This window comes from Micromonospora sp. CNZ285 (genome assembly GCF_004637285.1).
In genome coordinates this window covers 855,334-867,976 of sequence record NZ_SPQD01000001.1, presented here as the reverse complement: position 1 = coordinate 867,976, position 12,643 = coordinate 855,334, and the positions used below count along the sequence as shown (strand labels likewise).

The following is a 12,643-nucleotide window of genomic DNA, read 5'->3' as shown; positions in this document are numbered from 1 at the left end:
CGCCGGGGCCGGGACCGGCCGCACCCGGCCGTCTACAGGCGGTCGAGGATCTTCTGCAGGGTCTGCACCTCGGCGGCCTGATCCGAGGCGATCTTGGCGGCCAGCGCCTTGGCCTCGGGGTTGCTCCCGTCGGCCTGCTCGGTCCGGGCCATGTCGATGGCGCCCTTGTGGTGGGCGATCATCATCTCGGCGAACATCTTGTCGAACGCGGGGCCCGTCGCCGCGGCGAGGTCCTTCATCTGCTGCTCGGACATCATGCCGGGCATCCCCGCGTCCATCCCCGGCATGCCGTGCCCGGGCGTGGCGCTCATGCCGGGCATGCTGTGGTCGCTGGGCAGGTCCGTGGGCTTGCCCCAGGCCGTGAGCCACCCCTTCATGGTGGCGATCTCCGGATCCTGCGCCGCCTTGATCTTCGCGGCCAGGTCCTTCAGTTCGGGGTCGCTCGCGCGCGTCGGGGCCAGGTCGGCCATCGTCACCGCCTGCTGGTGGTGCGGGATCATCATCTGGGCGAACATCACGTCCGCGTCGTTTACCGTGGCGTCCGCAGAGGCCGAGGCGCCCGCCGCGGAGCTGCTGCCGGTGCCGTGCGTCATGCCGCCGGTGTCGTCCGCGCCGCCGCAGGCGGCGGTGGCGAGCAGGGCGGACAGGGCGACGCCCGCGAGGGCGGCGCGGCGCAGGATGGTCGGTTTCATCAGTACGTGGTCCTTGTCGTGAGGTGTGCCGGAACGGAGTCGTCGGGTCCGGGCGAGACGCCGGACCGTGCTCTCCTCACGTGCGCAGGACCGTGACGGCTCGCAGGAGCAGCCCGATGGGCCGGCGGGGTGGACCCCGGTCCGGGCCGGGCCCGCGTGACCGAGGGCCGGCCGGCGTGCCGGTGCCGCGGCGGGGCCGCCACAGCAGGGACAGGGCGCCGAGGACGAGCGCGCCGCCCAGCACCGCCAGGCACACGGTGAACACGTGCGTCCCGTCGCGGTGCCCGGGCGGGCCGTCGTCACCGTGGGCGGCGTCGGGCGCGGCGGCGATCTCGCGGGCGGCGTCGGCGGCGTGGCCGGTGCTCCCGTGCACGGCGCTCGCGTGGGCGGCGTCGGGTCCGGCCGGGTGGCCGAAGGTGTGCATGCCGAACACCCCGAACGTCACGGCGACGAACAGCGCCAGCCGCAGCAGCGGGTGAGCGCGTCCCATCCCATCCCCTCCGCACGTCCGGCCCGGCGCGTGGCGTCCACCCCGGCACCAGCTTCTACTACAGGCGCATAGTAGATGGGATATCACGGCGGCCGGGCACGGGGAGGGCGAACGCGCAAAACGCGCCGCCCGGGAACGACTACGTGACGCGGTAGGCGGTGTAGCGCACCCGGTCGGCCTCACGGATCGCCGACGCGACGAAGACGCACTGCTCCAGCACGGCCAGCGCGGGCACCGACGTCTCCAGTCGTACGCCCAGGCGGAAGTAGTACTCGGAGGGGTCGACGGCGTCGCCGCGCAACAACGCCTCGAGGACCTCCGGGCGACCGCTGCGGACGCCGAACGTGCGGAGGTAGACGTGACCGCCGCCGGCGGTGCGCGCCGAATAGCGGGTGTCGATCTCGATCGCGCCGTCGGGGCGGACCAGCTGCCAGTCGGCGCCGCCGGGAAGGATGTCGGCCTCGACGAGGCCGGTGACCCGGCCGCCGACGACGGGCACCACGCGGCGGTGGCCCGCGCGTGTCACCCCGTGGTCCTCCAGCGCACCGAGCCGGACCTCCACCTCGAACGCGGCCTCCAGACCGGGAACCGGCGGGGCGCTCACCGGGCCCCGCCCGGCTGCTCGGCGCGGCGGACGGCGCGTCGGCGCGTACTCATGGGGTGTCCTTGGTCTGCGCGAGGGCGTCGCGAAGGCGTTCCAGCGCGGGCACCGCGGCGGCGAGGGCCGCGCGGTCCTCCGCCGGCAGCGTGGCCGCGGCGCGGGCGACCAGGTCTCCGCTCGCGAGGTCGAAGCGGTCGAACAGGTCGAGGGCCTTCGGGGTGGCGAGGACGTCGACGTGGCGGTGGTTGCCGGGACGGGGGCGGCGCTCGACGAGGCCGTTGCCCTCCATCGTGGTCAGCAGGTTGCTGACCGTCGAGCGGCTCAGGCGGAGTCGTTCGGCCAGCTCGCCGGGACCGGACACGGTGCCCCGGGGCAGGGCCCGCACGATCTCGATCTGCGCGTCCGGGATCTCCGGCAGGTGCTCGGCGGCGCGGGCGGCGGCGAGCAGCGTGCGGCGCAGCGGCGAGATCACCGACGCCAGTCGCGCCGCGTCCAGCCCGGCCGGCTCCGGGCCGGTCACGGCAGGACACCGGAGAAGACAGTCGGCGTGAGGGAGGCCCGTTCGTTGAGGTCGGCGGGCAGGAAGCCGGCCGCCTTCTTGTAGCCGGTGGCGATCTCGGTTAGTTCCTCCGGCGGGATGACGTCGTGGACGTGGTCGAAGCCGCCGGGCGCGCGTTCGTGGGCGAGCACCATCACCTGTTCCGGACCCTGCCGCCTGTTGCTCAGCACGAGCGCGGTGGTCGCCGGCCGCCGGTCCGCCTCGTAGGCGTCGAGCGCCGCCCGGACCGTCGGCGCGGTGGCGAGGTGGAAGGCGAGGGTACGCGCGTCGAGGATCGCCTGCGACGCTCCGTTGGAACCGTTCGGATACATCGGGTGCGCCGCGTCGCCGAGCAGCGTCGCGTTCCCGTGGGTCCAGGTGTCGATCGGGTCGCGGTCCACCATGGGGTATTCGAGGATCTCGTCGGCGGCGGCGAGCAGTTCCGGCACGTCGAGCCACGGGAAACGCCAGCCCGCGAAGAGGGAGACGACCGGCGCGGGGTCGACCGCCCGGTTCCAGTCCGCGTTCGGCCCGGCGAAACCGGGCCCGCGCCGCTCGGCGACGACGTTGATCAGGCCGGCCCCGATCGGGTACGCGACGAACTTCTGTTCCGCGTCCCCCGCCATGATCATGGTTCGCCCGTCCAGGAAGCCGGGCGCCCGTGCCGTGCCCCGCCACAGCGTCAGCCCGTTCCAGAGCGGCGGTCCCTCGCCGGGATGGTGTTGCCCGCGCAGCGCGGAGTGGATGCCGTCCGCTCCGACGATCAGGTCGCCCGCGACGCTCACCTGCCCCGCCGCCGTCTCGAAGTGCGCGACGCCGTCGCGGACGCCGACGAGCCGGTGCCCGGTGCGTACCGCGTCAGGTCCCAGCCGTTCCCGCACCACGGTGAGCAGTTCCATCTGAAACCGGCCGCGGTGGACAGAAAGCTGCGGCCAGCGATATCCGGCGTCCAGTCCGCGCGGTTCGCTCCAGATCTCCTGACCGTGCCGGTTGTAGTAGGCAAGCGTGCCGGGGGCGGCGCCCAGCCTTTCCACGCGTTCACCGAGCCCCAATTCGGTCAACTCCCGGACGGCGTGCGGGAGCAGATTGATCCCGACGCCGAGTGGGCGCAGCACGTCGGCGCGCTCGTAGACGGTGATCTCACGGAAGCCGGCCCGGTGCAGGCTGAGAGCGGTGGTGAGGCCACCGATCCCCGCGCCCACGATCACGATCGCCAAGTCGTCGCTCCCTCCGCCACCCGACCACCGATCGCACAGTTTGGTCACAAAATCGTCACGCGTCAAGACGTATTCCCATCGAGTTCCGACCACTCGTCTCGCAATGCGATTCGCCTTATCGGAATTCTTGACAATCAATCACCTCTGCATGACGCTGATCGACGCGGTCGGATGGTTCACCTCTCCTCGCCGGCCCTCACTCCTCCGGATGCACCAGCGCTTCGCACGGAAGGGCTCGTCCATGAAGAAGGTCACCGCCCTCGCTGTTCTCGCCGGCCTCGCGATCGCCCTGACCGGCTGTACGGACTCCGACGCCACCGATCCGTCCCCCGGGGCGAGCGGCGACCTGCGCAAGGTCCGCGTGGCGGCGCTGCCCATCAGCGAGACCGCAGCGCTGTGGGGCGGCATCAAGGCGGGCATCTTCCGGGAGCAGGGGCTCGACGTGGAGGTGGTGCCCGCACAGGGCGGCGCCCAGGCCATCCCGGCGCTGATCAACGGCGACATCGACTTCGCCATCGGTCAGCCGTTCGGCCCGTTCCGTGCCGATCTGCAGAACCTCGGTGTGGTGATCATCGGGAACTACGCGTCGTCCTACGCCGACGGTGACGACATCAACGCCGTGGTGGCGTCGGCGAAGTCCGGCATCACCCGGCCGGCCCAGCTCGCGGGGCGCAAGGTGTCGGTGAACAGTCTGGGCGCGGCCGGCGACGTCACGATCATGGCGGCGGTCGAGAAGGACGGCGGCGATCCCACCAAAATCAAGTTCGTCGAGGTGGCCTTCCCGGACGCGCCGGCCCAGCTCGCGGCCGGCAACATCGACGCCGCCTGGGTGACCGAGCCGTTCATCACCCAGATGCGCAAACGCGGTGACGTGCTCGTGGTCGCCCCGTACCAGGCCACCGTCCCCGGGCTCGCCACCCTGACGACGATCACGTCGAGCAAGCTGAAGGACTCCGACGCCGCCCTGGTCGCGGACTTCTCCTCGGCGATGAAGAAGACGCTCACCTGGGCCAAGGACCCGGCGAACGAGAAAGACCTGCGTCAGGCCATCAAGGACAATCTCGAACTGCCGGAGCCGGTGGCGGACTCCGTACGACTCCCCGCGTTCGGATGGGAGCTCGACCGGGCCGGCCTGGAACAACTGGCGACGCTCGCCCAGAAGTACCGCGTCCTCGACCGGCGACCCGACTTCGACCGCCTCATCCAGCAGCAGTAGCCGGCCGATGCGCAAGATCCTGCTGGGCGCCGCGGGCCTGCTGGGGTTCCTCGTCGTCTGGCAACTGATCCCGGCCCTGGGACTTGTCGACCCGCACTACCTGCCGTACGCCACCGACGTGTTCGGGCGGTTGGCCCAGGAGGTCCGCGACCTGGCGTTCTGGCGGCGGGTCCGGCTCACCATGACGTCGTGGGCGATCGGCCTGACGGTGGCGACGCTCGCCGCGGTCGCGCTGGGGACAGTGGTCGGGACGGTGCCGTTCCTGCGCCGCGCGACGCACACGACAGTCGAGTTCCTGCGACCGGTGCCGTCGGTCGCGCTGATCCCCCTCGCCGTGCTGATGTTCGGCCTGCAGATGCGCGCCGCGCTCGTCATCATCGTCTACGCGGCGTTCTGGCAGGTGTTCGTGCAGGTGATCTACGGCGTCGCCGACGTCGACACCGTCGCCCGGGACACCGCGCGGAGTTTCGGCCTCACCCGCGCCGAACGTCTGCGGTACCTCGTCCTGCCGACCGCGCTGCCGTACCTGATGACCGGCCTGCGTCTCGGCGCGGCGGTCGCGCTCATCCTGGCCGTCACCGCGGAGATGGTGATCGGCAACCCCGGCCTCGGACGCATGATCGAACTGTCCCGCTCCGCCGGGGACGCGGTCGGCCTGTACGGCCTCGTCGTGGTCACCGGGCTGCTCGGGCTGCTGGTGAACGTCGTGTTCCGCTTCGTCGAACGGCGCTCGCTGGCCTGGCACCAGTCGGTGCTCGCGGACGAGGCGACCCGATGACCGCCCTCGGCGCGGGCCGGGCCCGCCCTCGTGACCTGGGCGTCCGGGTCGCCGAGAACGTCCTGTTCGCGGTCGGGCTGCCCGTCCTGACCGTGGCGCTCTGGGCCGTCTGGTCCACCCGGTCGACAAACCGGTTCCTCGTCGGCCCCCGCACACTCCTCGACGCGTTCCGGCAGACCTGGATCGGCCCGGCGTTCGTCGACGACGTCCTGCCGAGCCTGTACCGGCTCCTGATCGGACTGTGCGCGTCGATCCTGCTCGGCGTCGCCGCCGGCGTCGTGATCGGCCGGTTCCGCCCGCTACGCGAGATCCTCGAACCGCTGCTGGAGTTCTTCCGCGCGATTCCGCCACCCGTGCTGATCCCGGTCGCGATGCTGCTGCTCGGCATCACCGACACCATGAAGGTCGTCGTCATCGTGTCCGGCGCGATCTGGCCGATCCTGCTGAACACGATCGAAGGCGTCCGGGCGACCGACAGCGTGATGATGGAGACCGCGTACTCGTTCCGGATCTCCCGGTGGGACCGGCTGTGGCGGCTGATCCTCCCGGCGGCGAGCCCGCGCATCATGACCGGCGTACGGCAGGCGCTCTCGGTGGCCCTGATCCTCATGGTGATCTCGGAGATGTTCGCGTCGTCGGCAGGCCTCGGCTACCGGATCGCCTACTTCCAGCGGAACTACCTCATCGCCGAGATGTGGAGCGGCATCCTGCTGCTCGGCCTCATCGGCGTCGTCCTCGCCGTGGTCTTCGGTGTCGTCGAACGCCGCGTCCTGCGCTGGTACCACGGAATGAAGGAGGTCACCCGTGGCTGACGGGCGTGCCCTGCTGAGGGTCGAGCACCTGCGGAAGGTCTACGCCTCCGGCCGGGGCGAGGTCGAGGCGATCGGGGACATCAGCTTCACCATGGATCCCGGCGAGCTGCTGTGCGTCGTCGGTCCCTCGGGCTGCGGGAAGACCACGCTCCTGAAATGCCTGGCCGGGCTGCTCCGCCCCACCAGCGGCCTCGTCGAGATGGAGGGGTCGCCGGTGACCGGCCCCAGCCCGGCGATGGCGGTGGTCTTCCAGGAGTACGGCCGCAGCCTCTACCCGTGGCTGACGGTACGCGGCAACGTGGAGCTTCCGCTTCGCCACAAGAGGCTCTCCCGCGCCGAACGCGCCCGGACGGTCGCCGACGCCCTCGAGGCGGTCGGGCTGCCGCAGTCGGCGCGCAGCCATCCGTGGCAGCTCTCCGGCGGGATGCAGCAGCGGGTGGCGATCGCGCGCGCCATCGCGTACCAGCCGGACGTGCTGATCATGGACGAGCCGTTCGCCGCCGTGGACGCGCAGACCCGCGCGGACCTGGAGGACCTCGTCCGCGAACTGCACCTGACCCGGGGGATCTCCACCGTGTTCGTGACGCACGACATCGACGAGTCGGTGTACCTGGGCCAGCGCGTGCTCGTCCTGTCGAACTCGCCGACCCGGGTGCAGGAGGACCTCGCGATCGACCTCCCGCGGGAACGCGACCAGCTCACCACCCGGGCCCTGCCCCGGTTCACCGAACTGCGGACCCACGTCTACGAGCAGATCCAGCGGGCCAAGCGCGGGCCGAACGCGGCGCCCCAGCCGACGTCCTGACGGTGCCCCGCCGGTCCCTCGGCCCGGCGTCCGGGCGCGGGCCGGTGGTCCCGCCCGCATGGGTCCACCGGCCGTGCCCGCATCGATCATCGCGGATCTACGGTCGAGGTGACGGACCGATGGAGGGCGGAAGCATGATCGGCACCCTGGTGGAGAACGGCCTCACGGCGTTGGCCCGCTACGACTCCTACGGCCAGGAACAGATCGACGAGATCGTGAAGAAGGCGTCGGTGGCCGCGCTCGGCCGGCACGCCGAACTCGCGATGCTGGCGGTCGAGGAGACCGGCCGCGGCGTGTTCGAGGACAAGGCGGTGAAGAACATCTTCGCCTGCGAACACGTCACCAACCACATGGCCGACATCCGTACCGTCGGGGTGATCGCCCGGGACGACATCACAGGCATCACCCAGATCGCCGAGCCGGTGGGCGTGGTCGCCGCGGTGACGCCCGTGACGAACCCGACCTCGACCACCGTCTTCAAGGCCCTGCTGGCCCTCAAGACCCGCAACCCGGTGATCTTCGCCTTCCACCCGGCGGCGCAGCGCTGCAGCGCGGAGGCGGCCCGCACGGTCCGCGACGCCGCCGTCGCCGCCGGCGCCCCGGAGCACTGCATCCAGTGGATCGACGAGCCCTCGGTGGACGCGACGAACGAGCTGATGCGGCATCCCGCCGTCTCGGTGGTCCTGGCGACAGGTGGCAACGCCATGGTCCGGGCCGCCTACTCCACCGGCAAACCGGCGCTCGGCGTCGGCGCCGGCAACGTCCCCGCGTACATCGAGGCGTCGGCCGACGTGGCCCGCGCCGTAAACGACGTGGTGCTGTCCAAGGCGTTCGACAACGGCATGATCTGCGCCTCCGAGCAGGCCGTCATCATCGACGACGCGATCCGGCCGGCGGCCCTCGCCGAGTTCCGGCGACTGCACGCCCACCTCGCGACACCGGAGGAGAAGTCGCTGCTGGAGAAGCTGCTCTTCGGCTCCGGGAAGCTCAACCCGGACGTGGTCGGGCAGCCGGTGACCTGGATCGCCGGACACGCCGGCTTCCCGGTCGCCCCGGACACCTCGATCATCCTGGTCCCGGTCGACCGGGTCGGCCCGGCCGAGCCGCTGACCCGGGAGAAGCTCTGCCCGGTGCTCGCCCTGCTGCCCGCCACCGGTCACGACCAGGCCTTCGGGTACGCCGAGCAGATGGTCGAGTTCGACGGTCTGGGTCACAGCGCCGTCATCCACACGCGGGACGCCGACCTGGCCGAGGCGTACGGCCGCCGGGTCAAGGCCGTCCGGATCATCTGGAACGCACCGGCCTCCCAGGGCGGCATCGGCGACATGTACAACGCCTTCCTGCCGTCGCTGACGCTGGGCTGCGGGAGCTACGGCCACAACTCGGTGTCGCACAACGTCACGGCGGTCGACCTCATCAACATCAAGCGGGTGGCCCGGCGGACGAACAACCTGCAGTGGTTCAAGGTTCCGCCGAAGATCTACTTCGAGCCGAACGCGATCCGCTACCTCGCCGACATGCCAGACGTGCACCGGGTCACCGTGGTGACCGACCACACCATGACCAGACTGGGGTACGTGGACCGCGTGCTGTCCGTGCTGCACCGCCGCCGCGAGCAGGTGGCCCTGCAGATCATCGACGACGTCGAGCCGGAGCCCAGCGTGCGCACCGTCGACCGGGGCGCCGAGTCGATGCGCTCGTTCCGCCCGGACACCATCATCGCGCTCGGCGGGGGTTCGGCGATGGACGCCGCCAAGGTGATGTGGCTGCGCTACGAGCACCCCGAGGTGGTCTTCGCCGATCTGCGGGAGAAGTTCTTCGACATTCGCAAACGCGCCTTCAAGTTCCCCACCCTCGGCGCGCTGGCCCAGCTCGTCTGCATCCCGACCACCTCCGGCACCGGAGCCGAGGTGACCCCGTTCGCGGTCATCACCGACACCGCGTCCGGCAAGAAGTACCCGCTCGCCGACTACGCCCTCACGCCGAGCGTGGCGATCGTCGACCCGGTCCTGGCCGCCGACCTGCCGGCGGTGGTCACCGCGGACAGCGGCTTCGACGCGCTCACCCACGCGATCGAGTCGTACGTGTCCGTCTACGCCAACGACTTCACCGACGGGCTGGCCCTGCACGCCGTCCGGCTCATCTTCGGCAACCTCGCCCGGGCCGTCCACCAGGGCGCCGCGGACCCGGTGGCCCGCGAGAAGATGCACAACGCCGGGACGATCGCCGGCATGGCGTTCGGCAGCGCCTTCCTCGGCATCGTGCACGCCATGTCGCACACCCTGGGTGCCACCTTCCACGTCGCACACGGGCGCACCAACGCGATCCTGCTCCCGCACGTCATCAGGTACAACGGCACCGTGCCGAGCAAGCTCACCGGCTGGCCCAGGTACGAGACGTACCGGGCGCCGCAACGCTTCGCCGACATCGCCCGTACCCTCGGGCTCCCCGCCGCGACCGACGCCGAAGCGGTGGAAGCCCTGGCGACGGCGATCGAGCGCCTGCGCGACGAGGTCGGCATCGAGCCGTCGTTCGCGGCGGTCGGCGTGGACGAGCGGGCCTTCCTCGCGGCGCTGCCGCAACAGGCGCTGAACGCGTACGAGGACCAGTGCGCCCCGGCCAACCCCCGGATGCCGATGCTCGGCGACATGCAGGAGCTGATGCGTGCCGCGTACTACGGACCGGCGACCACCGGCTGACCCGGCGGTGACCGAGATCCTCGACCCCCGCCGGACGCTGGTGTTCCGGTCCGCCGACGGCGCCTGGGTGTGGGGCTTCCACCTGCGACGGTACGGCGCGGGCACCCGGCTGATCAGCCGCAACCGGATCTCCCTGGCCGGGCGTCCGGGGCCGGGCCGGGCCGCGTACCGGATGGTGATGGAACCGGGCAGTCTGGTCATGGAGCGTCGGATGCTGCTGGGTATCAAGCAGCGCGCGGAACGAACGTCATGTGCCCGGCGGTCGCGGCGGTTGCCGGCGAGGGCCGAAGGTCCCGCGGCTTCCGGCCTGCGGCCCCCCGCGGCCGGGCACCGCCGGGCCTAGGCTGGGTCCGGACAAGACGAGATCAGTGGAAGGGAAGCACGGTGACCGCGGTCGAATCCGAACTCCGTACGCTCGCCGAACTCGACGACACCGAACTCGCCCGTCTGGACGCGTGGTGGCGGGCGAACAACTACCTGACCATCGGTCAGATCTACCTGCAGGGCAACCCACTGCTGCGCGAGCCCCTGTCGGCTGAACACATCAAGCCGCGCCTGCTCGGCCACTGGGGAACCAGCCCCGGCCTGTCGCTGATCTACGCGCACGTCTCCCGGCTGATCCGGCACACTGGCCAGCAGGCGATCTACCTGGCCGGTCCGGGTCACGGCGGGCCGGCACTGGTGGCCGCCGGCTACCTGGAGGGCACCTACAGCGAGATCTACCCGGACGTCAGCCAGGACGAGGCGGGGATGCTGCGCCTGTTCCGGCAGTTCTCCAGCCCCGGCGGTATCCCGTCGCACGTGTCGGTGACCACCCCGGGTTCCATTCACGAGGGCGGTGAGCTGGGCTACGTCCTGGTCCACGCGTTCGGCGCGGTCATGGACAACCCGGACCTGCTGGCCATCGCGGTGGTGGGCGACGGCGAGGCCGAGACCGGGCCTCTGGAGGGCTCCTGGAAGGGCGTGTCCTTCCTCAACCCGGAGCGCGACGGCGCGGTCCTGCCGATCCTGCACCTCAACGACGCCAAGATCTCCGGTCCCACCGTGCTCGGCCGCAAGGACCCCGAGGAGGTACGCCACCTGCTGCGGGGCCACGGTTACGACGTCATCGAGGTCGAGGGCTCCGACCTGCCCGGCATGCACCACCGCTTCGCCGCCGCCCTGGCCACCGCCTGGACGAGGATCCGCGACATCCAGACCGCCGCCCGTGACGGCTCCTGGGACGGTACGCGTCCGACCTGGCCGCTGATCATCCTGCGGTCGCCGAAGGGCTGGACCGGGCCGGACACCGTCGACGGGGTCACCGTCACCGGGACGTGGCGCTCCCACCAGGTGCCGCTGTCCGGCGTCAAGGACAATCCGGAGCACCTCGCGCTCCTGGAGCGCTGGCTCAGGTCGTACCGTCCGGAGGAGCTGTTCGACTCCACCGGCGCGCCCGTGGCGCTGGTCCGGGACCAGGCCCCCGACGGCGACCTGCGGATGAGCGCCAGCCCGCACGCGAACGGCGGGCTGCTCACCCGGGACCTGGACCTGCCGGACTTCCGTTCCTACGCGATCGAGGTGCCCCAGCCGGCGCAGCAGCGGGCCGAGTCGACGCGCAAGCTGGGCGAGATGATGCGCGACATCTACGCCCGCAACGCCGACCGGTTCCGGTTGTTCTGCCCGGACGAGACGAACAGCAACCGCCTCGGCGGCGTCTTCGACGTCTCCGACCGCGCCTTCATGGAGCGGGTGACGCCGGACGACGTGGCGATCAGCCGCGACGGCCGGGTCATGGAGGTGCTCAGCGAGCACAACTGCCACGGTTGGCTGGAGGGCTACAACCTGACCGGCCGGCACGGCATGTTCGCCACCTACGAGGCGTTCGCCATGGTCAGCGCCTCGCAGACGGTGCAGCACGGCAAGTGGCTGCAGGAGGCCAAGCACCTGCCGTGGCGCGCGAAGGTGCCGAGCCTCAACGTGCTGCTGACCTCGACGGCGTGGCGCAACGACCACAACGGCTTCTCCCACCAGGGCCCGGGCCTGATCCAGGTGGTGCTCACCCAGCGCGGCGACGTCGCCCGGGTCTACCTGCCGCCGGACGCCAACACCCTGCTGTCGGTGGCCGACCACTGCTTCCGGTCGCGGTCGTACATCAACCTGATCGTCATCGACAAGCAGCCGCAGTTGCAGTACCTCTCCATGGACGAGGCGATCGAACACTGCGCCCGCGGCGCGGGGATCTGGGAGTGGGCCGGCACCGACGACGGCACCAGCGACCCCGACATCGTCCTCGCCTGCGCCGGCGACGTCGTCACCATGGAAACGGTCGCGGCGGCGCAGATCCTGCGCGACCGGCTGCCCGGTCTGAAGGTGCGCGTCGTCAACGTGGTCAACCTGATGACGCTGGTCCGGCCCAAGGACCACCCGCACGGCATGAGCGAGACCCTGTTCACCGAGCTGTTCACCGACGACGTCGACGTGGTCTTCTCCTTCCACGGCTACCCCGGCGCGATCCACCAGCTCGTCCACGGCCGCCCGGACGCGGACCGGTTCCGCGTGCGCGGCTTCATCGAGCAGGGCACGACCACCACCCCGTTCGACATGACGGTGCGCAACAAGGCGTCGCGGTACCACCTCGTGATGGACGCCATCAACAACGCCAAGCGTCTGCCGCGCGGTGCGGCGGACCTCAAGGCGTGGTGCCGCAGTCAGCTCGACCGCCACGAGGCGTACGTGGTGGAGCACCTGGAGGACATGCCCGAGGTCCGCGACTGGGCCCTGGGCGACTGGGCCGCACGCGGCTGAGTCCGACG

Annotated in this window: 12 protein-coding genes; 7 read left to right on the top strand and 5 right to left on the bottom strand. The window is 71.1% G+C overall.

Translation table 11 applies throughout. From position 1 onward, the window contains the following. Positions 1 to 32 precede the first annotated feature (32 nt). From CLT75_RS03995 to CLT75_RS03975, 5 genes are all read right to left on the bottom strand, one after another. Complete coding sequence (locus CLT75_RS03995) at positions 33 to 692, bottom strand: DUF305 domain-containing protein (RefSeq protein WP_135239521.1); 660 nt, start codon at positions 690 to 692, stop codon at positions 33 to 35. 76 nt (positions 693 to 768) lie between these two features. Next, a complete protein-coding gene (locus CLT75_RS03990; protein WP_135239520.1) occupies positions 769 to 1,182 on the bottom strand; it encodes a DUF6153 family protein in 414 nt (137 codons plus the stop codon). 139 nt (positions 1,183 to 1,321) lie between these two features. After that, positions 1,322 to 1,786 (bottom strand): DUF3237 family protein, encoded by a 465-nt coding sequence (locus tag CLT75_RS03985; protein WP_135239519.1) that lies wholly within the window; start codon positions 1,784 to 1,786, stop codon positions 1,322 to 1,324. Positions 1,787 to 1,835: 49 nt separating this feature from the next. Then, positions 1,836 to 2,303 (bottom strand): MarR family transcriptional regulator, encoded by a 468-nt coding sequence (locus CLT75_RS03980; protein WP_135239518.1) that lies wholly within the window; start codon positions 2,301 to 2,303, stop codon positions 1,836 to 1,838. Next, the gene (locus CLT75_RS03975; protein ID WP_486485329.1) at positions 2,300 to 3,529 is read right to left on the bottom strand and encodes a flavin-dependent oxidoreductase; all 1,230 of its coding nucleotides are present in this window, start codon (positions 3,527 to 3,529) and stop codon (positions 2,300 to 2,302) included. Before CLT75_RS03975 ends, CLT75_RS03980 begins: the two co-directional genes overlap by 4 nt. Positions 3,530 to 3,686: 157 nt before the next feature. Between CLT75_RS03975 and CLT75_RS03970 the strand changes: the two genes are divergently transcribed. The 7 genes from CLT75_RS03970 to CLT75_RS03945 all read left to right on the top strand — a co-directional run bounded on the left by CLT75_RS03970 (position 3,687) and on the right by CLT75_RS03945 (position 12,635). Beyond that, a complete protein-coding gene (locus CLT75_RS03970; RefSeq protein WP_486485055.1) occupies positions 3,687 to 4,754 on the top strand; it encodes an ABC transporter substrate-binding protein in 1,068 nt (355 codons plus the stop codon). A gap of 7 nt (positions 4,755 to 4,761) precedes the next feature. After that, positions 4,762 to 5,532 (top strand): ABC transporter permease, encoded by a 771-nt coding sequence (locus tag CLT75_RS03965; RefSeq protein WP_135239516.1) that lies wholly within the window; start codon positions 4,762 to 4,764, stop codon positions 5,530 to 5,532. Further along, the gene (locus CLT75_RS03960) at positions 5,529 to 6,344 is read left to right on the top strand and encodes an ABC transporter permease (RefSeq protein ID WP_135239515.1); all 816 of its coding nucleotides are present in this window, start codon (positions 5,529 to 5,531) and stop codon (positions 6,342 to 6,344) included. The genes CLT75_RS03965 and CLT75_RS03960 overlap by 4 nt, the downstream gene beginning before the upstream one ends. Continuing rightward, entirely contained in the window at positions 6,337 to 7,149 is an 813-nt protein-coding gene (locus tag CLT75_RS03955) for an ABC transporter ATP-binding protein (RefSeq protein WP_135239514.1), read from the top strand. The genes CLT75_RS03960 and CLT75_RS03955 overlap by 8 nt, the downstream gene beginning before the upstream one ends. Positions 7,150 to 7,283: 134 nt before the next feature. Then, on the top strand, positions 7,284 to 9,848 hold the full coding sequence (gene adhE / locus CLT75_RS03950) for a bifunctional acetaldehyde-CoA/alcohol dehydrogenase (RefSeq protein ID WP_486485054.1): 2,565 nt from the start codon (positions 7,284 to 7,286) through the stop codon (positions 9,846 to 9,848). After that, positions 9,814 to 10,191, top strand: coding sequence for a hypothetical protein (locus CLT75_RS32520; protein ID WP_167796866.1), 378 nt, complete (start codon positions 9,814 to 9,816; stop codon positions 10,189 to 10,191). Before adhE ends, CLT75_RS32520 begins: the two co-directional genes overlap by 35 nt. 41 nt (positions 10,192 to 10,232) lie before the next feature. Further along, on the top strand, positions 10,233 to 12,635 hold the full coding sequence (locus CLT75_RS03945; RefSeq protein ID WP_486485053.1) for a phosphoketolase family protein: 2,403 nt from the start codon (positions 10,233 to 10,235) through the stop codon (positions 12,633 to 12,635). Positions 12,636 to 12,643: the final 8 nt, after the last annotated feature.